Genomic DNA, 19286 nt, shown 5'->3' on the forward strand with positions numbered 1-19286 from the left:
GAGTGCCCCGTCCGGCTCGCTGGCATGTTCAGAGCTTCGAGCTGGAGGCGCTCAGTCGGTCGTCGGCGTCCTCCTCCTCAGCGGTGGGCAGCTCGATGGCCGGAGCCTTCCGGGCCCGGTTCATGGCGGCCACGGCCTCCACGATCACCCAGAGGGCGCAGACCAGGATGATCACGTCCAGCACCAGTAGCAGCCAGTTCTGGGTGGTGAAGAAAGTGCCGAGCTGGATGATCAGGGCGTAGACGCTGACGATCGCCACGAACACCAGCGGGATCAGCACCGGCCACACGGGGCGGCGCAGCTGGATGAGCATCACGGCGATGATGGACAGCGTCAGGGCGGCCATCAGCTGGTTGGTGGTGCCGAAGAGCGGCCAGATGACCATGCCCCCGGAGCCGTCCGCACCGGCGCCGAAGGCCAGGCCCATGGTCACCACGAGCACGATGATCGTGGCCACCCAGGTCTTGAGCTTGAAGCCCATGATCTCGCCGATCTCGGCGACGACGAACCGCTGCAGGCGCACGCCGGTGTCCATGGTGGTGGCGGCGAAGAGCACGGCCATGGTCGCCAGGATGGTGGCGGACAGCGACTCGGGGATGCCCAGACCGGAGTTGAGGATGGAGCCGCCGGCCTGCACGAAGGCGACCACGCCGCCCTGGTTGAACGCGGAGTAGACCTCTTCCCACTCGGCCAGGGTGCGGAACCCGGCGGTGGTGGCGATGATCGTGCCCAGGGCCAGCAGACCCTCACCCACGGCACCGAAGTAGCCCACCAGGCGGGCGTCGGGCTCCTTGGCCAGCTGCTTGGCACTGGTGCCGGAGGCCACGATCCCGTGGAACCCGGAGATGGCACCGCAGGCGATGGTGACGAACAGCAGCGGGAAGATGCCGGGGGTGCCGTCCGGGACGTTCTCGTTGATCGCCGGCGCCACGATGGTGGGCGAGGAGATGATGATCGCGCCGTAGAGGATGCCCAGGCCGATGAACAGCTGCAGGCCGTTGATGTAGTCACGCGGCTGGAGCAGCATCCACACCGGCAGCAGCGAGGCCACACCGGCGTAGAGGAAGAGGATGACGATCCAGAAGGCGTTGGCGCTCAGGCCCAGGATGGTCTCGGGCAGCTCGATCGGGTACATGTCGCCCAGGATCATCAGGCTGTACAGCGCGATCACGCCGACGACGGACACCGCCATCAGGTTCCACTTCAGGCGGTAGATGGCCTGGCCCACCAGCAGGGCCACCACGATCGCACCCCAGGTGGGGATCACGGCGGTGGGGGTAGAGACCAGCAGGTTGGAGATCACCACGGCGAAGGCGGCGTTGACCATCAGCAGCAGCAGGAAGATGACCACCAGGAACAGGTTGCGCCCGTGGTGTCCCACGTACCGGCCGGAGAGGGTGCCGATCGAGCGGGCCTTGTTCCGGTTGGAGGCCCACATGGCGCCCAGGTCGTGCATGCCGGCGAAGAAGATGGTGCCCAGCGTGACCCACAGGAAGGCGGGCAGCCAGCCCCAGATCACGGCCACAGCCGGACCCACGATCGGTGCGGCGCCGGCCACCGAGGTGAAGTGGTGGCCCCACAGCACCCACTTGTTCGTGGGGACGTAGTCCACGCCGTCCTCGAAGCGGTGTGCTGGCGTGGTGTACGCCGGGTCCAGCTTGTAGACCTTCTGGGACAGGAACTTCGAGTACAGGAAGTAGCCGAGCAGGATCATACAGACCCCGACGACGGCCAGGACCAGAGAATTCATGGTGACCTCATCAGTGCAGTGGGGTGCGGTGCGTGTGGGTTCAGTGGTGCAGCTCCCCCCACGCGGTTTTCACTGCGCCGGGGTCGACTACACTGTAACCCAGCTCACATCCCCACGTGAGGCAGACGCCTCGAGGTGACGCGGCCGTCGTCGTGCTCTGACCGTCCGGCCAGGGACGTCGCCGAACGGTGGCCCTGGCCGGACGGAGGATGATGCTCAGAGCTGGGTGAAGGCGGCAGTCGCAGGGTCGGCGCCCACGCGCTTCTCGGTGTCCAGGGCGCTGATCGCCTCGATCTGCTCAGCGGTGAGCTGCACGTCCACGGCGCCCAGGTTCTCGGCCATCCGCTCCGGCCGGGAGGACTTGGGGATCACGATGGTCCCCTGGGCCAGGTGCCAGGCCAGCACCACCTGGGAGGCGGTGACGCCCAGGTCCGCGGCGATCCCCTTGACCACCTTCTCCTTGAGGTCCACGCCCTGGCCGATGGGTGAATAGGCCTCCACAGCGATCCCGCGCTGGCGGGTGGCCTCCTGGGTGGCGCGCTGCTGGAAGGAGGGGTGCAGCTCGATCTGGTTCACGGCCGGCACCACCTCAGAGCTCTGCTCCAGGCGCTCCAGGTGTTCGGGCAGGAAGTTGGAGACGCCGATCGAGGTGGCCAGGCCCTCCTTGCGGGCGGCGACCAGCTCGGCCCAGGCCTCGGTGTACAGGTTCTGCGAGGGCACCGGCCAGTGGATCAGGTAGAGGTCCACGCGGTCCAGGCCGAGGGCTGCCAGAGAGTTCTCCAGTGCCATCCGGGTCACACCCTGCTCGCCGTTGCGCAGCTTGGTGGTGATGAACACCTCATCCCGCGAGATGCCGGTGGCGGCCAGGGCCATGCCCACGCCGTCCTCATTGCGGTACGCGGCGGCGGTGTCGATGTGGCGGTACCCGGCGGCGAGCGCCTCCTCCACGGCCTTCTGGGTCTCGGCGGGCGGGACCTGGAAGACCCCGAAGCCCAGCTGGGGGATGGTGTGGCCGTCGTTCAGGGTGACGGTGGGGACGGAGGGGATGGATGCTGCGGTCACGGAGTGCTCCTGACGATCGGGGGGTGTGGATCAGGCGCAGATGAGCCTACTCCGCCCCGGTACGCTGGACCCGCCATGCAGTGTCCCCACTTCGATGCCGGCGAATGCCGCTCCTGCCCGCTGATGGGTGTGCCCCACCCCGTCCAGGTGGCGGACCAGCAGCGCGTCCTGCGCGAGCTGTTGGACCCCGTGACCGGCCCGGACGTGCACTGGCACGAGCCGCTGGCCGGCCCCGAGTCCGGGTTCCGCAACAAGGCCAAGATGGTGGTGACCGGTTCGGCACAGCGGCCCCTGCTGGGCATCCTGGACCCCCGCCAACACCCCCGGCATCACGACGGCACCGGCGTGGACCTGCGCGACTGCGGTCTGTACGAGCCCGGGATCGCCACGGCCCTGCCGCTGATCGTCCGCACCGTCACTACGGCCGGTCTGCCCCCGTATGACATCGCCTCCCGCACCGGCGAGCTCAAGCACGTGATCGTCACCGTCTCCCCGGACGCCGAGTTGATGGTGCGCTTCGTGCTGCGCTCCACGGACACCCTCCCCCAGCTGCGCCGCGCCCTGCCCGAGCTGCAGGACTCCCTCGCCGCCGCCGGTGTCCCCGCCCGGGTCATCACCGCGAACATCCTGCCCGAGCACCAGGCCCTGTTGGAGGGACCCGAGGAGATTCACCTGGCCGGCGCCCCCACCCTGACCATGCGCGTGAACGGCCTGCCGCTGAACCTGCGCCCGCAGGGCTTCTTCCAGACCAACACCCCGATCGCCGCCGAGCTCTACGCCCACGCCTCGGCCTGGCTGGACACCACCGACGCCCGCTTGGTCTGGGACCTGTACTGCGGAGTGGGCGGGTTCGGGCTCCAGCTGGCCGAGGTCCGCACCCCCGGCGGACCGCTGCCGGTGGGCACCCCGCGCGAGGTCTGGGGCCTGGAGACCAGTGCCGACGCCGTGGCCGCCGCACAGGTCACCGCGGAGGAGCTCGGGCTCGCGGACCGGGTCCGCTTCGCTGTGGGAGACGCCACCCAGGTCCCGACGACGTCCCCGCACCCGGGCGCCTCCCTCGCCTCCCTGCCCCGCCCGGCGGAGCCAGGGGGCAGGGAAGGCGACCTGCCCGGCGAGCTGCCGGGCGCCGTCGTCGTGAATCCGCCCCGCAGGGGGATCGGTGAGGACCTGGCGGACTGGCTGGAGCGTTCCGGGATCCCCCACGTGCTCTACTCCAGCTGCAACGCCACCACCCTGGTGCGGGACCTGGCCCGGATGCCGACCTACCGGGCGGTGCAGGCCCGGATGCTGGACATGTTCCCGCAGACCGCCCACCACGAGGTGCTGGTGCAGCTGGCCCGGCGCTGATCCATCCTGGAGCGGGATTCCGCTCACAGCACAGCGGCCTCCCGGGCCAGGCCGCGGCTCAGCGTGCGCCCAGGGGACCGGCCGTGCATAGCATGGGACTCGGACCGCACTCGTGCGCACCCGCGACCGAGCACCCCGACCAGGAAGACCAGGACCCGCCCCCCATGCATCCCCTGAACCGCCCAGCCCCCTGGGATGGACCCGCCCGCCGCCACTCGCTGCGCCACTTCCGCGCGGTGGTGTTCGACATGGACGGCGTGGTCACGGACACCGCCGGCGTGCACGCCCAGGCATGGAAGGACCTCTTCGACTCCGCCCTGGCCGAGGTCGGGGCGCTGCCACAGAACGCGGACGCGGTGGCCGCAGCGCCGGAATGCCTGCGGCCGTTCGAGCTGGGCTCGGACTACCTGCAGTTCGTGGACGGACGTCCGCGGGAGGACGGGGTGCGCTCGTTCTTCGCCTCGCGCGGGCTGAGCGTGCCGGAGGAGGGCGGAGAGCTGACCGTCTCCGCGCTGGCCGAGCGCAAGCAGGGCTTCTTCGAGGACGTGCTGGAGCGGGACGGCGTGCGGGTGTTCCCCGAGACCCTGGAACTGCTGGAGCAGCTGAAGCAGGACCGGATCCCCACCGCCCTGGTCACCTCCTCGCGCAACTCCTCCGCCGTGCTGAACGCCGGCGGGGTGGCCCACTTCTTCGACGTGGTGGTGGACGGGAACACCGCCGTGGAGCGCGGCATCCCCGGCAAGCCGGACCCGGAGATGTTCCTGGAGGCCGCTCGCGAGTTGGGCGTGGACCCGGCGGATGGGATCGTGCTCGAGGACGCCGCCTCCGGTGTGCGGGCCGCGCACGACGGCGGCTTCGGCCTGGTGGTCGGTGTGGACCGCGCCCAGGACCCGGACCGCCTGCGCAACGCCGGTGCCGACGTGGTGGTCCAGGACATCGCCACCCTGAACCTGGGCCGGCGCACCACTCGCCCGCACGACCCGGACTGGGTGCTGGTCTGGGAGGACTTCGACCCGGAGAACGAGGGCACCCGCGAGGCACTGTGCACCCTGGCCAACGGCTACTGGGGCACCCGCGGCTCGGTCCCGGGCACCGTCTCCGGCGCCGTCCACTACCCCGGCACCTACCTCGCCGGAGTCTTCAACCGACTCACCTCCACCGTGCAGGGCCGCCAGGTGGAGACCGAGCACATGGTCAACTGCCCGGACTGGACGTTCCTACGCGTCACCCCCACCGGCGGGCAGCCCCTGCTGCCGGAGAACCCGGACCTGATCTCCTACCGGCAGGAGCTGGACCTGCGCCGCGGACTGCTCTCCCGGACCATGCGCTTCCGGGACAGCCACGGACGCACCACCCGGGTGCACACCCGGCAGTTCCAGTCCATGGCCGGCCACCATCTGGCCGCGCTGCAGATGAGCGTGGAGGCCGAGGACTGGACCGGCACCGCCACCGTGCGCTCGATGATCGACGGGCGGGTCTCCAACCAGAATGTGGCCGCGGACCGGGAGCTGGCCGCCGACCACCTGGACGTGGTCCAGTCCCGCGAGCTGGACGGCGAGACGGTGCTGCTGGAGACCGTCACCAACCAGTCCGACATTCACATCGCCACCGTGGCCCGGACCCGGTTCATGGCCCCCGGCAATGCCCCGGAGCCGATCCGCACCCCCGTGGAGCACGGCCCCGCCGTGGTGGGGCACGATCTCTCCATCACCCTGGAGCCGGGCCGGCCCGTGGTGCTGGAGAAGATCGCCGCCACCGCCAACACCCATGACCACGCGGTCTCCACCGTCTGGCACAACGCGGCCAAGCGCGTGGAGCGGGCCGGGTCCTTCCGGCAGCTGCTGACCTTCCACGAGGAGATGTGGGGGATCAACTGGAACCGCTTCGCCATGGAGCTGGAGAAGGTCCCCGCCCAGGTCGCCCCGGCCGGCGGGACCACCGGCGCCACGGACGAGCTCGCCCTGCCCTCCGGTGCGGGAGACCGCCACCAGCTGGCGCTGAACTTCCACACCTTCCACGTGCTGCAGACCTCGTTCGGCTCCCGCCGGGACCTGGATGCCGGTCTGGGCGCACGCGGACTGCACGGCGAGGGCTACCGGGGGCACATCTTCTGGGATGAGATGTTCATCTACCCCATGCTCACCCTGCGCCGGCCGGAGCTGACCCGGGGACTGCTGATGTACCGGTACCGCCGGCTCGGGGAGGCCCGCGCCAACGCCCGTGCGGAGGGCTACGCCGGTGCCATGTACCCGTGGCAGTCGGGGTCGGACGGCCGGGAGGAGACCCCCACCGAACTGTGGAACCCGCGCTCGGAGATGTGGATGCCGGACAACTCGCACAACCAGCGGCACGTCTCCCTGGCGGTGGCGTACTCGGTGCTGCGCTACATCGAGGCCACCAAGGACCTGACGTTCATCTCGGACTACGGTGCGGAGATGCTGGTGGAGGTCTGCCGGTTCTTCACCTCGCTGACCCACTTCAACGAGGAGTCGGGACGGTATGAGATCCACGGGGTGATGGGACCGGACGAGTACCACGACGGCTCCCCGGACACCCCGGGCTCGGGCCTGCGCAACAACGCGTACACCAACGTGCTCACCTCCTGGGTGCTCTCCGAGACCGTGCGGCTGATCCGCTGGATGGACGGACGGGATGATCCCCTCACCGAGTGGCTGGACGTGTTCGAGGACGAGCTGGACCAGTGGGAGCGGATCAGTCTGAAGCTGAAGGTCCCCATCCAGTCCGGGCGGATCGTCTCCCAGTTCGACGGGTACGAGGACCTGGAGGAGTTCGACTGGGACCACTACCGGCAGAAGTACGGCAACATCGGCCGCCTGGACCTGATCCTGCAGTCCGAGGGTGACACCACCAACCGGTACAAACTCTCCAAGCAGGCCGACGTGCTGATGCTGGCCTACCTCTTCTCCTCCGAGGAGCTGCAGGAGATCATGGGGCGGATGGGCTACGCGTTCACCTCGGAGGACTTCACCAACACGGTGGAGTACTACCTGCAGCGCACCTCGCACGGGTCCACGCTCTCCCGGCTGGTGCACGGCTGGGTGGCCGCCCGCACAGACCGGTCCAGCTCCTGGCAGCTGTTCGAGGAGGCGCTGGAGGCGGATCTGTCCGACACCCAGGGCGGCACCACCCGTGAGGGCGTGCACCTGGGCGCCATGGCCGGCACGGTGGACATGATCATCCGCTGCTACGCCGGGGTGGAGACCCGCGGGGACACCCTGCGCCTGCACCCGTTGCTGCCGCTGGAGCTGCCGGGAGTGCAGTTCACCATCCGGTTCCGCCAGCAGCCGTTGAGTGTGCGGATCACCCAGTACTGCATCACCCTGCAGCTGCTCGAGGGCTCCGCCCACCCCATCACGCTGAACGTGGAGGGACGGGAGAAGACCATGGAGCCCGGAGAGAAGTGGACGGTGCAGCTGATCAACCGCCATCCCTCGCTCGTGGACGACGTGGACCCCATGGCCTGCGTCTCCCCGAACGCCGCCGCCCTGGGCATCCTGTGACGCCCACCCCGCACCCCCTCCCCCACTCATCGAGAGGTCAGTTATCACTCTCATTCCCAGATGTGAGGCCCCATGACGCAGATAACTGACCGCCAGTTGCGGCAGGTCCGCTCCGAGGTCCCCGTGTGGGCCGCTCCCATGGCCGGCGGCCCGTCCACGTGGCGACTCGCCGCTGCGGTCGCGAACGCGGGCGGGGTCGGGTTCCTGGCCGGGGGCATGGTCTCGGCGCAGAGGCTGACCGAGGACCTCCGCGCAGCTCGCGAGGCCGCCCCCGGACATCTGATCGGGGTCAACCTCTTCGTGCCGGAGCCGGCCAACACGGCCATCCCCACACCGGACCGCTCCGCGGATTCAGACGCCCGACGACGGCGCGCTAAGCAGGTGCGCCAGTTCCGCTCCAGCCTCCTCACCCCGGCGGAGCAGGCGGGCGTCACGCTCCCAGAGATGACCGACCTGGACCCGGACGCGATGGACGACTGGGACGCCAAGCTCGATGCCGCCGTGGCCGAGTCCTGGCCCCTGGTCACCTTCACCTTCGGGCTGCCCAGCCGCGAGGTCTTCGAGCGCCTCCATGCCGCCGACTGCACTCTCGGCGTCACCGTGACCACCCCGGAGGAGGCCCGTGCGGCGCTGGACCACGGCGCCGATCTGCTCACCGTGCAGGGACCGGAGTCCGGCGGCCACCGCTCCACGCACCACCCCGCCGCCACTCCCCCCACCGCGTCTCTGCTGGAGCTGATCGCCCAGGTGCGTGACGTCGTCGGGACGGATGTCCCCCTGGTGGCCGCCGGCGGACTGATGACCGCCGAGGACGTACGCCGCGTGCTGGAGGCCGGCGCCATGGCCGCGCAGTGTGGGACCGCGTTCCTGCGCGCGAACGAGGCCGGGACCAACCCGGTGCATCGGCAGGCGCTGGACGCCAGCGCCGCCGGCACGGCATTCCCGACGACGGCCCTCACCCGAGCCTTCTCCGGCCGGTCGGCACGGGGCCTGGAGAACGCGTTCATGCGCACGCACACGGACGCGCCGGCCGCCTATCCCGAGGTGAACGTGCTGACCGGGCCGTTGAAGAAGGCGGCCACCGCGGCCGGTGACCCGGAGGGCACCAACCTGTGGGCCGGCGTCGGGGTGGCCCAGGCCCAGACCGGACCGGCCGAGCGGATCCTGCGCACCCTCACTCCCTGATCCGCCTCCGGCACGGCACGGATCAGCCTGGAGACGGACGCCCGGGATGCTCTCGCGCGGCTACGGTGGTGGACCGTGAACCCTCTTCGCCGCATGGACGCCTGGTTCCGCCGCCGCCCGGTCCTGGTGGACTGCCTGGTCACGGCGGTGCTGCTGTTCCTGTTCAGCGTGAGCAACGTCGGCTTCTTCGGCTTCTATGAGGAGCCGCTGCACCCCACGTTCGTGCAGGAGCAGGTCCTGCTCATGATGCTCACGGTGGGCCAGCTCGCGCCGTGGGCCATCCGCCGGTGGAATCCGCTGCTCTCAGCCGGACTGATCACTGCAGCGTGCCTGATCCAGCTGTTCTGGGGTCCGGAGTTCCTGGGCTCGCTCGTGGCCGTGCCGATGACGGTCTACAACCTGGCGGTCCGTGGCCCGGTGTGGGCCTCATTCACCGGGATCGGGCTGGCGGTGGCCGGTGCCCTCGCCAACGGGTTCAAGGTGTGGCTGTGGCCCCGGCCGTGGCTGGCCCCGGACGGGACGGAGATCAGCGCCACCCCGGGCGACGTCACCGCGTTCTTGATCATGTCCATCATGTGCTCGGCGGTGGCCCTGGCCGCCTGGGCGTTCGGCGACCTCGCCCGCACCCGGCGGATCGCGCTGCAGCAGCTGGAGGACCGCGCACGGCAGTTGGAGGTGGAGGCCGCCCAGGAACGGGAGCTGGCCGCCGCGGACGAACGCAACCACATCGCCCGGGAGATGCATGACATCGTGGCCCACTCCCTCCAGGTCATCATCACCCAGGCCGACGGCGGCCGGTATGCCGGTGCGGCGGACCCGAAGGTGGCCGTGCAGACCCTGGAGACGATCTCCGGGACCGGTCGGCAGGCCCTGGGCGAGATGCGCCGACTCCTGGGCGTGCTGCGCGGACCGGAGGCCACCGAGCTGCGGCCCCAGCCGAGCCTGGCGGACGTGGCGGAGCTGGTGGACGGGATCCGCCTGACCGGACTGGACGTGGAGCACACTGTGGAGGGCCAGCCGCGGCGGGCCCTGCCGGCGGGCTCGGAGCTGGCCGCCTACCGCGCCATCCAGGAGTCCCTGACCAACACGGTCCGCCATGGCGGGCCCCGGGCCCGGGCCTGGGTCACGCAGCGCTGGACTCCGTCCGGTCTGGAGATCGAGGTGCTCGACGACGGCCGGGGCGCCGCGGCCTCCCAGGAGACCCAGGGGTCCCAGCAGGGCCTGATCGGGCTGCAGGAGCGGATCGCGATCTTCGGCGGGACCGTGCAGGCCGGTCCCCGCCAGGGCGGCGGCTTCCGGGTCTTCGCCACCCTGCCCTACCAGGAGGTCTGATCGCTCCTGCCTGCTTGAATGGAGCCATGAGCACTCCTGCAGACAGCCCCATCCGCGTGGCCCTGGTGGATGACCAGCAGCTGGTCCGGTCCGGGCTGGCCATGCTGATCAACTCCCAGCCGGACCTGGAGGTGGTGGCCGAGGCGGACAACGGGCGCGCAGCCGTGGCCTCGAACGCCGTGCGCAGTGCCGATGTGGTGCTGATGGACGTGCGCATGCCGGAGATGGACGGGATCGCCGCCACCCGGGCCCTGCTGGGTGAGCAGCTGTCATCCCCCGCCGATCCGGAGTCCGGGCGAGTGGCCGGTCCGCGCATCGTGGTGCTGACCACCTTCGACCTGGACGAGTACGTCATGGAGGCCATCGAGGCCGGCGCTTCCGGGTTCCTGCTCAAGGACGCCCCGCCGGAGGTGCTGCTGGACGCGGTGCGCACGGTGCACCGCGGGGACGCCGTGATCGCCCCCTCCACCACGCGCCGGCTGCTGGACCACATGGCCCCGCGCCTGCGTCAGAGCAACGCCCAAGACGCCGGCAGCCGGGCCGAGCGGGCCGCCGTCGAGTCCCTGACCCCTCGCGAGCGCGAGGTGCTGGTGCTGATGGCCCGGGGCGAGTCCAACCAGGAGATCGCCGCGGAGCTGTTCCTCTCCGAAGCCACCGTGAAGACCCACGTGGGACGGGTGCTGGCCAAACTGGCGGCCCGGGACCGGGTCCAGGCCGTAGTGACCGCCTACCGCTCCGGCCTGGTCACCCCGTAGCGGGCAGGACCAGCACCGCGATCAGTCCGTAGACCACGAGCGAGACCAGCACAGTGGGCAGCAGTACCACCAGCAGGTTCCGCCGCGTGGCGGTCAGGCCACGGTGCTCCGGACGTTGGTGCGGCATGGCCAGCCGGTAGGCCAGTTCGATGCGGGCCGGACCGGCGATGATCCCCCAGCCGGCCGAGGAGTTCTGCACGGCCATCAGCCACAGCGGTGAGACGCCCAGGGACTGCGCCGCGGCCACCTGGATGGACCCGACCATCGCGTTGGCCCCGGTGCCGGAGGCGGTGATGTACCCGCTGAGCCCGCCCACGAACGGCACCAGGAACAGGTAGGCCGGGCCCAGTCCGGTCAGGGCCTGGCCCATCACCGCGGCCAGTCCGCCGCCGGCGACCATCACGCCCAGCACCATGTACAGGGCGGTCGGCAGTCCGGCCTGCATCCACAGCCGTCCGGCGTCACGCAGCACGGCGCTGTGCTGGTTCCGCGCCAGGTGCAGCAGCCACGCGGCGGTCAGGGCCGCGGTGAAGGACCACAGTGCCGGCGAGCTGATGACCTCGCCCACAGGTCCGAGCTCCAGAGAACGGTTCAGCATCTGGCCGGCCACCGTCCCGCCCATCAGCACCAGGTACGGCACCAGCGGCCGTCCCGGTCCCGGCCGCAGCCGACCCCGGCGCAGCACCAGCAGCCACAGCAGGGAGACCACCAGTGTGGCCACCGCACCTGCCACGGGGGTGCCCAGCACCAGGTTGGCCACCAGCACCAGTCCCCACAGGACCACAGCGGACACGACGCCGGCCCCCAGCCAGGTCAGGACGGCGGCGGGTGGGATGCGGCGCAGGGGAAGGGGACGGCCGTCCGCGTCGGCACCGTGGGCGGTGCCCCGTCCGGCGATCACGGCGGCCACCAGGCCCGAAGCCAGAAACGCCACCCCGTTCACCACGCCAGAGGCCAGGCCCATCTCCTGGAGCGTGACCCCGGCGTCCTGGGAGGCGAGCAGCGTGCCGGGTCCCATGGAGCCCCACGGGCCGATCATCAGGCCCAGCAGGGTCAGCAGGGCCGCCCGGTAGGGCGTGAACCCGAAGCCCAACAGCAGGGGCAGCCCGATCATCACGGACACCCCGAACCCGGTGACCGTCTCCATGAACGGGACCACGCCGTGGACCATCAACAGGGCGGCGGCGACCGTCGGCCCGCCACCGGAGGAGAGCCAGCCGGCCAATCGGGCCTGGGCCCCCGTACGGTCCATCACCCGGGAGAGGAGCACGCCGCCGGCGATGATCGCCATCACCTCCACGAGCGTCCACGCCCCGGTGCCCACGGTCTGCAGGATCTGCGCCCCGGAGGTCTCGAACCAGGTCAGGGCCAGCAGCAGCGCGGCCAGCGCACCGGCGGCGGGCGGTACCCATCCAGGCAGGCGCGTGGGGTACAGGACCAGGGCCAGCAGGATCGGGGTGGCCGCCATGAGCACATCCACGGCGACTCCTCTCGATCTCGGGCACATCGCCCGTCCCGCTCGGCGGGTACTGGCATGCTATCGGCGTTCATCCCCTGGTATGACGTGTCTCGCCATGAGTCCCGCCCCCGGTCCGATCCCCGGAGACCCCCTCTCGCGGAACACTGAGGAGCATGGATGCCTCTCAGACCACCGATCCCACCACCGCACCCGCTTCTCCGACAGCACCGTCTGCACCGTCTGCCCCTGCGGTCTCGGCACGCGGGCTGTTCAAGACCTATGGTCGCGGGGAGGCCGCCGTCCAGGCGCTGAACGGCGTGGACGTGGACTTCGCCGCCGGTCAGTTCACCGCCATCATGGGCCCCTCCGGCTCCGGCAAGTCCACCCTGATGCACTGCCTGGCCGGGCTGGACACGGCCGACTCCGGCCAGATCGTCCTGGGCGGACAGGAGATCACCGGCCTGGGCGACGCCGACCTCACCCGCCTGCGCCGGGACCGCGTGGGCTTCGTCTTCCAGGCCTTCAACCTGGTCCCCACCCTCACTGCCGAGCAGAACATCCTGCTGCCCCTGGAGCTGGCCGGAAGGAAGCCGGACCGCGCGTGGTTCGACTCGATCGTGGACACCCTGGGCCTGACCGACCGTCTCTCCCACAAGCCCCATGAGCTCTCCGGCGGACAGCAGCAGCGAGTGGCCGTGGCCCGAGCCCTGCTGACCCGCCCGGACGTGGTGTTCGGGGACGAGCCCACCGGCAACCTGGACTCCACCACCGGCGCCGAGGTGCTCTCCCTGCTGCGCCGCTCCACCCGGGAGATGGGCCAGACCATCATCATGGTCACCCATGACCCGGCCGCCGCCTCCTACGCGGACCGGGTGGTGCTGCTCGACGACGGCCGCCTGGTCGGCGAGATCACCTCACCCACCCCGGACAACGTGCTGGCCGCCCTGGCGAAGCTGGGGGTGGCCTGAGCCATGCTGAAGCTCGCACTGTCCCAGCTGAGGGACCAGCCCCGCCGCTACATCTCGGTGCTGCTGGCGATCATCGTGGGCGTGACCTTCCTGGCCTCGGCCCTGATGGTCGGCTCCTCCTCCAACGCCAGCCTGCGCAACTCCCTGGGCAGCACCTACTCCACCTCGGACCTGGTGGTGGCCGCCAGCGACTCCGCTGAGGACCCGTGGGAGACAGGCCAGCGGATGACGGTCGCCGCCGGCACCGCCTCCAGCCCCGGGCTCCTCTCCGACGTGGACGGCGTGCAGGAGGCCTTCGCGCCGGTGTCGACCTACGTGGGTCTGCAGCGCCCCGGCTCCCTGGAGGGGCGTGGCACCGCTTCGGAGTCCGCTGACTTCGCCGCCGTCACCACCCTGCCGCAGAACCCGGAGCTGGTCCCGGAGCAGCTCCTGGAGGGTCAGCTTCCCTCCGTGGACTCCGCCACCGAGATCGCCCTGGACCAGGCGACCGCACAGCGGCACGGACTCTCCGTCGGCGAGACCACCTTCCTGCTGGCCGGCTCCCCGGATGACACCGACTCCGGCATCCGGGTGACCGTCTCGGCCCTGCTCGAGCCCTCCCAGGACCCAATGCTGGCCGGAAGCTCACAGATCCGTGCGGCCGACCCGCTGATCCGCCAGATCGAGACCGTCTCCCGGGGCGGCTCCGAGACTGGTGAGGACACCGAGGAGATCTCGTACCAGCCCGCCGCCGAGTACGTGCTGATCGCCCTCGAGGACGGGGCAGACCCGGCAACGGTGACGGCCCAACTCCAATCCACCCTGGACCGGGAGGGCATCGCCGCCACCGTGAAGTCCCCGGACGAGCAGGTCCAGGCACAGGTGGCCCAGATGGCCGGATCGAACATCTTCGTCTACGTGCTGGCGGCCTTCGCGGCGATCGCCCTGCTGGTGACCGCCCTGGTCATCTCCAACACCTTCTCGGTGCTCGTGGCCCAGCGCTCTCGCGACCTGGCCCTGCAGCGCGCCCTGGGGGCCAGCCGGAACCAGATCCGCGGCTCGGTGCTGGTGGAGGCTGCAGTGATCGGCGTGGTCGGCTCGCTGATCGGCTTCGCCCTGGCCGCGGGGATCGTGGCCGGATTGATCGCCATCGGCTCGGCCCTGCCCGGCTTCTCCTTCCTGACCTTCGGAGTCGATCCCGGCACCGTGCTGATCTCGGTGGGGGTGGGCGTGCTGCTGACCGTGCTCGCCTCGCTTGCCCCAGCCGCCCTGGCCACTCGCGTCTCTCCCCTGGAGGCCATGCGCCCCCGGGAGGATGCAGCGCTGGGCAACCGGGCCGGCGTCGTGCGCCTGGTGGTGGGGGGACTGGCCCTGCTGGCCGGTGCCGCCGCCCTGGTCTGGGGGTCCTTCACCGGGAACATCCTGGTGGCGGTGGCCGGTGGTGCCGTGTCCTTCCTGGGCGTGCTGATGCTGGCGGTGCTGTTCGTGCCCGCCGCCGTGAAGGTGGCCGGTGTGGCCGCACGTCCGGCCGGTGTTCCCGGGGTGATGGCCCGGTTCAACGCCGTGCGCAACCCGGGTCGGACGGCCTCCACCGCGGCGGCACTGCTGATCGGGACCACCCTGGTGGCCATGATGCTGACCGGCGGACGCACCGCCCAGCACCAGATGGACACCATGATGGCCAACGAGTACCCCGTGGACCTGCAGGTCACCCTGGTGGACGAGCAGTACGAGACGCAGGCCCTGGTCCAGGCCGAACAGGCCCGCGAGCGCGTGGCCGCCGTGCCGGACGTGGCCGATGCCGCCCTGCTCAGCCCAGCCGGGACCACCGAGAACGGGACCACCGTGCTGGCCGCGGATCCCGCTCAGCTGCGGGCCGTCGTCGCCGGTCTGGACGGTGACGGGATGCAGCGCCTGGGCCGGCCCGGGACCATCCTGGTGCCGGCGATCGTGGAGACGGACACCCTGAGAGTGAACGGCCCGTCCGGCAGCGTGGAGCTGGAGACCGTCCGCTCCACCTCCGGCGGCATCGCCCCGGTGATGACCGTGGAGGATGCGGCCCAGATCGGCTCCACTGCGGAGCGGACAGCGGACGGTGCACCCCACGAGGTGTGGGTCAAGACCGGCGAGGGGCTGACCCTGGACTCCGCGCAGGACATCACCAGCCAGGTGACCACGGCGGCGGAGACCTCCCAGGGCAACGTGTCCGGCTCGCTGACCCTGCGCCTGCTGTACACCTCGATCATCGACGGCATGCTGCTGGTGGTCACCGCGCTGCTGGCGGTCTCGGTGCTGATCGCGCTGATCGGTGTGGCCAACACGCTCTCCCTCTCGGCGATCGAGCGGACCCGGGAGAACTCGCTGCTGCGGGCCCTGGGGCTGACCCGGAAGGGACTGCGCGGGATGCTCGCCCTGGAGGCGGTGCTGATCGCCGGGGTGGCCGCGGTGCTGGGCTGCACGCTGGGCACGCTGTACGGCTGGATGGGCGGTCAGGCCGTGCTCGGCGGGATCGTGGGCGGGACCATCTGGCCCACCGTGCCGTGGTGGGAGCTGGGCGTGATCGTGCTGGTCTCCGTGGGCGCCGGGCTGCTGGCCTCCGTGGCCCCGGCCCGCCGCGCCACCCGACTCTCCCCCGTCCAGGGTCTGGCCACCGCCTGACCCCACCCGGGCCCACAAAGCCTGCGAGGGCCGGATGTCTCAGAACGGGGACATCCGGCCCTCGTGCATGACGGCGGACCGTCATACGCACCTGAACCTGTGACTTGGGACACGGACGTGGACACAATGGGAGCAGGCTGCACTTCGCCGACCGCCGACCGCCGATGACAGGAGTCACGCCATGACCGAGTCCGCCCCCTCAGCACCCCTGGTCTCCGGGACCACCGACCTCGCCCAGGCCCCCCGCGAGGGCTCTCCGGTCTGGATCGACCTCTCGGTGCCGGACGTCGCCGCGGACCAGGACTTCTACCGCGAGCTCTTCGGCTGGAGCTTCCGCGATCTCGAGGCCGGTGACGGCTACCACGTGGTCGAGCGTGAGGGCGGCGCCGTGGTGGGCGGGGCGCGCTCCACGGGAGACCAGCCCTCGGTCCAGCACAACGGACAGCACGACGACGGCCGCCCCACCTGGACGGTGTACCTCGCCTCGGATGACCTCCAGGAGACGATGACCACGGTGGAGGCTGCGGCCGGCAAGGTCCTGACCGCACCCACCCCGGTGGGCGAGGTGGGTGCCCGGGCGGTGGCGATCAGCCCGGCCGGCGACCGGGTGGGCTGGTGGCAGTCCTACGGCGGCGCCGAGGCGCTGGCCACGGATCTGTCCCGCCCGGGGCACGGCGCCCCGGTGTGGTTCGAGCTGATGAGCCTGAACTATGACACCCACCTCTCCTTCTACCGTCAGGTCAGCGGCTGGGAGCCGGCCCCGTGGCAGGGCGATCACCTCTCGGCCCGGTACACCACGGACTTCCCCGGGGAGCAGGCCACCGCCGGCATGCTCGAGGCCACCAACTATCTGCCGACCGGGACCATCTCCTACTGGCGCGTGTACATCGGAGTGGATGACCTGGAGGCCGCCGTGCAGAAGGCCCAGGAGCTGGGCGGCACGGTGCTGGCTGGCCCGGTGGACTCCCCGCACGGTCGGATGGCCGTGGTCCGGGACCCCCAGGGCGCCGGCTTCCCGATCGTCCAGCTGCCCTCCTGACGGGTTCGCCCGGTCCATCTCCGCCCTGCGGGGGAGGTCCGGGCGCACGGTCCTGGGTAGGGTCAGGGACTGTGTCAGCTGTCACCGATCTGCCCACCGAAGCGACTGAACCGACGCCGGAGTCCACGCCTGCGGCCCTCCGCCGCCGCAGCCTGCCGGAGAGCTGGTTCCGTCAGGACCTGATCCTGACGGTCATCCTGGCCCTGGCCGCCGTGGAGATGACCTACCTGATGGCCGGGGCCGGCATGACCGAGGGCATCTTCCAGCTCGACGTCCCCTGGGTGGCCCTGTGCAGTGCGCTGCTGGCCCTGCCCGTCCTCACGCGCCGCCGGTGGCCGGCCTCCTCCGCCGTGGTGATGTCGGCCGGCTACATCCTGCTGGGCACGTTCGTGGGGATCGAGCTGTACGCCTCGCAGGTGATGCTCTTCCTGACCTTCTACGCGGTGGGCGCCTGGGATCCGCACCGCCGGAGGGCGTTCATCACCCGGCTGGTGATCGCCGTGGCCATGGCCGCCTGGCTGGTGAGCGCGGCTGTCCAAGGGTTCTATGACCCGGAGTTCGGTGAGCGCGGCGTCAACGCATACCTGTCCATGCTGGGCATCCAGCTGGCCACCAACATCGCCTACTTCTCCGCCGCCTGGTTCTTCGGCAACCGCGCGTACCAGCAGGCCCTGGAGCGGGAGGAGCTGGAGCGCGCCCACGCCGAGATCCGCGACCAGCAGGACCAGCTGCGGCGCAACGCTGTGGAGCTGGAGCGGATGCGGATCGCCCGGGAGCTGCACGATGTGGTGGCCCACCACGTCACCGCCATGGGCATCCAGGCCGCGGCCGGTCGGCGCCTGATCACCCGGGACCCTGATGCCGCAGAACAGCAGCTCAAGGGGGTGGAGGGCTCGGCGCGGGAGGCGATCGTCGAGCTGCAGTCCATGGTCCAGACCCTGCGCTCCGGGGACGACTCCGACGAGCGCACCCCCACCCTGGAGGACCTGGACGAGCTGATCGGGCAGGCTCGCCAGAGGGGCCAGCAGGTCCACCTGCACCGCGTGGAGGAGCTGCCCGAGCTCTCCCCTGCCGCCGAGCTGACCGTCTACCGCGTGATCCAGGAGGCACTGACCAACGCCCGCAAGCACGCCGGGCCGCTCGCAGCCGTGGAGGTGCGGCTGCGCGGACGCCCGGACCGGGTGGAGGTGGAGGTCAGCGACACCGGCCGCGGCCAGCCCGCCGGACGCCCCCTCGGAACCGGGATGGGCGTGCAGGGCATGCGCGAGAGGCTGGGCTCGGTGGGCGGGACCCTGGAGGCCGGCCCCCGTCCGCGCCTGGCCGACGACGACCACGGCGGCTGGCTGGTCCGCGCCGCCGTCCCCGCGCGCGGTGCCGCACCCCTGGGCCGGACCGCCACAGACTCCTCCACCCCGACCCCCGAAGGACACCCCGCATGACCAGCACCTCGGCCCCGCACCTGCGCATCCTGCTGGTGGACGACCAGCCGCTGATCCGCACCGGCTTCCGCACCATCCTGGAGTCCGAGACGGGCTTGGAGGTGGTCGGCGAGGCCTCCAACGGCGCCGAGGCGCTGGCCCTGGCCCCGCAGCTGGACCCGGACGTGATCTGCATGGACGTGCAGATGCCGGTGATGGATGGGATCGAGGCCACCCGCCAGCTGGTGGACTCGGGGGTCGGCGGATCCATCCTGATCCTGACCACCTTCGACCGGGACGACTTCCTCTTCCAGACCCTCCAGGCCGGCGCCAGCGGCTTCCTGCTCAAGACCGCCGAGGCCGAGGAGCTCATCCGCGCCGTCCAGGTCCTGGGCAGCGGCGAGGCCCTGCTGGACCCCCAGGTCACCCGCCGGGTCCTGGCCCGCTTCAGCACCCCGGGCGCACCCGCTCCTGCACAGCGTCCCGACGACGGCTCCCGCACCTCCCAGCCCACGGTCGCCTCTCAGCACAGCGCCTCCGGTGAGGCCACGCCTGAGGCGACCGGCGAGGCACCGGTGACGGAGCCGCCGTCGGGCATGCCGGTGCCTCCTGGTGGGGCATTGACCGGGCGCGAGAGCGAGATCCTGCTGCTGCTGGCACGGGGCTGGTCCAATGCAGAGATCGCCGCGAACCTGGTGGTGGGCGAGGCCACCGTGAAGACCCACGTGTCCAATGTGCTGATGAAGTTGGGCGCCCGAGATCGGATCCACGCGGTGATCTGGGCGTACGAGAACGGGCTGGTCGGGGCCTGAC

13 protein-coding genes are annotated in these 19286 nt (G+C 70.9%); 10 read left to right on the top strand and 3 right to left on the bottom strand.

All coding sequences use genetic code 11. From position 1 onward, the window contains the following. Positions 1 to 28: 28 nt before the first annotated feature. On the bottom strand, positions 29 to 1750 hold the full coding sequence (locus ACEXHE_RS12195) for a carbon starvation protein A (protein WP_374785986.1): 1722 nt from the start codon (positions 1748 to 1750) through the stop codon (positions 29 to 31). Positions 1751 to 1966: 216 nt separating this feature from the next. Then, a complete protein-coding gene (locus tag ACEXHE_RS12200) occupies positions 1967 to 2812 on the bottom strand; it encodes an aldo/keto reductase (RefSeq protein ID WP_374785987.1) in 846 nt (281 codons plus the stop codon). Between the two features lie 75 nt (positions 2813 to 2887). Between ACEXHE_RS12200 and ACEXHE_RS12205 the strand changes: the two genes are divergently transcribed. The 5 genes from ACEXHE_RS12205 (at position 2888) to ACEXHE_RS12225 (ending at position 10952) form a co-directional block, all read left to right on the top strand. Further along, positions 2888 to 4159, top strand: coding sequence for a methyltransferase domain-containing protein (locus ACEXHE_RS12205; RefSeq protein ID WP_374785988.1), 1272 nt, complete (start codon positions 2888 to 2890; stop codon positions 4157 to 4159). Positions 4160 to 4323: 164 nt separating this feature from the next. Beyond that, the gene (locus ACEXHE_RS12210) at positions 4324 to 7680 is read left to right on the top strand and encodes a beta-phosphoglucomutase family hydrolase (protein WP_374785989.1); all 3357 of its coding nucleotides are present in this window, start codon (positions 4324 to 4326) and stop codon (positions 7678 to 7680) included. A gap of 72 nt (positions 7681 to 7752) precedes the next feature. After that, positions 7753 to 8865: a nitronate monooxygenase gene (locus tag ACEXHE_RS12215; RefSeq protein ID WP_374785990.1), complete on the top strand. Its 1113-nt coding sequence runs from the start codon at positions 7753 to 7755 to the stop codon at positions 8863 to 8865. 75 nt (positions 8866 to 8940) lie between these two features. Next, on the top strand, positions 8941 to 10197 hold the full coding sequence (locus tag ACEXHE_RS12220; RefSeq protein WP_374785991.1) for a sensor histidine kinase: 1257 nt from the start codon (positions 8941 to 8943) through the stop codon (positions 10195 to 10197). A gap of 26 nt (positions 10198 to 10223) precedes the next feature. Beyond that, complete coding sequence (locus tag ACEXHE_RS12225) at positions 10224 to 10952, top strand: response regulator (protein ID WP_374785992.1); 729 nt, start codon at positions 10224 to 10226, stop codon at positions 10950 to 10952. On the opposite strand, the gene ACEXHE_RS12230 is transcribed toward ACEXHE_RS12225, so the two are convergent. Continuing rightward, entirely contained in the window at positions 10942 to 12432 is a 1491-nt protein-coding gene (locus ACEXHE_RS12230) for an L-lactate permease (protein WP_374785993.1), read from the bottom strand. The two genes, ACEXHE_RS12225 and ACEXHE_RS12230, sit on opposite strands and share 11 nt — an antisense overlap. A gap of 152 nt (positions 12433 to 12584) precedes the next feature. On the opposite strand from ACEXHE_RS12230, the gene ACEXHE_RS12235 reads away from it, so the two are divergent. The 5 genes from ACEXHE_RS12235 to ACEXHE_RS12255 all read left to right on the top strand — a co-directional run bounded on the left by ACEXHE_RS12235 (position 12585) and on the right by ACEXHE_RS12255 (position 19285). Further along, a complete protein-coding gene (locus ACEXHE_RS12235) occupies positions 12585 to 13379 on the top strand; it encodes an ABC transporter ATP-binding protein (RefSeq protein ID WP_374785994.1) in 795 nt (264 codons plus the stop codon). A gap of 3 nt (positions 13380 to 13382) precedes the next feature. Further along, positions 13383 to 16016 (top strand): ABC transporter permease, encoded by a 2634-nt coding sequence (locus ACEXHE_RS12240; RefSeq protein ID WP_374785995.1) that lies wholly within the window; start codon positions 13383 to 13385, stop codon positions 16014 to 16016. A gap of 181 nt (positions 16017 to 16197) precedes the next feature. After that, a complete protein-coding gene (locus ACEXHE_RS12245) occupies positions 16198 to 17055 on the top strand; it encodes a VOC family protein (RefSeq protein WP_091698425.1) in 858 nt (285 codons plus the stop codon). 71 nt (positions 17056 to 17126) lie between these two features. Next, positions 17127 to 18494, top strand: a complete 1368-nt coding sequence (locus ACEXHE_RS12250; RefSeq protein WP_374785996.1) for a sensor histidine kinase — start codon at positions 17127 to 17129, stop codon at positions 18492 to 18494. After that, positions 18491 to 19285 carry a response regulator gene (locus tag ACEXHE_RS12255; RefSeq protein WP_374785997.1) on the top strand — a complete coding sequence of 265 codons (795 nt, stop codon included), beginning with the start codon at positions 18491 to 18493 and terminating at the stop codon, positions 19283 to 19285. The genes ACEXHE_RS12250 and ACEXHE_RS12255 overlap by 4 nt, the downstream gene beginning before the upstream one ends. The last annotated feature ends 1 nt before the right edge of the window (position 19286 follow it).

The organism is Micrococcus sp. IITD107 (genome assembly GCF_041927415.1).
Taxonomy (GTDB): Bacteria; Actinomycetota; Actinomycetes; order Actinomycetales; family Micrococcaceae; genus Citricoccus; species Citricoccus terreus.

Bases quoted from the DNA above. Each gene is read 5' to 3' on its own strand.
- ACEXHE_RS12245 (WP_091698425.1), top strand. From the start codon at position 16,198: ATGACCGAGTCCGCCCCCTCAGCACCCCTGGTCTCCGGGACCACCGAC.
- ACEXHE_RS12215 (WP_374785990.1), top strand. From the start codon at position 7,753: ATGACGCAGATAACTGACCGCCAGTTGCGGCAGGTCCGCTCCGAGGTC.
- ACEXHE_RS12195 (WP_374785986.1), bottom strand. From the start codon at position 1,750: ATGAATTCTCTGGTCCTGGCCGTCGTCGGGGTCTGTATGATCCTGCTC.
- ACEXHE_RS12255 (WP_374785997.1), top strand. From the start codon at position 18,491: ATGACCAGCACCTCGGCCCCGCACCTGCGCATCCTGCTGGTGGACGAC.
- ACEXHE_RS12205 (WP_374785988.1), top strand. From the start codon at position 2,888: ATGCAGTGTCCCCACTTCGATGCCGGCGAATGCCGCTCCTGCCCGCTG.
- ACEXHE_RS12235 (WP_374785994.1), top strand. From the start codon at position 12,585: ATGGATGCCTCTCAGACCACCGATCCCACCACCGCACCCGCTTCTCCG.
- ACEXHE_RS12240 (WP_374785995.1), top strand. From the start codon at position 13,383: ATGCTGAAGCTCGCACTGTCCCAGCTGAGGGACCAGCCCCGCCGCTAC.
- ACEXHE_RS12225 (WP_374785992.1), top strand. From the start codon at position 10,224: ATGAGCACTCCTGCAGACAGCCCCATCCGCGTGGCCCTGGTGGATGAC.
- ACEXHE_RS12210 (WP_374785989.1), top strand. From the start codon at position 4,324: ATGCATCCCCTGAACCGCCCAGCCCCCTGGGATGGACCCGCCCGCCGC.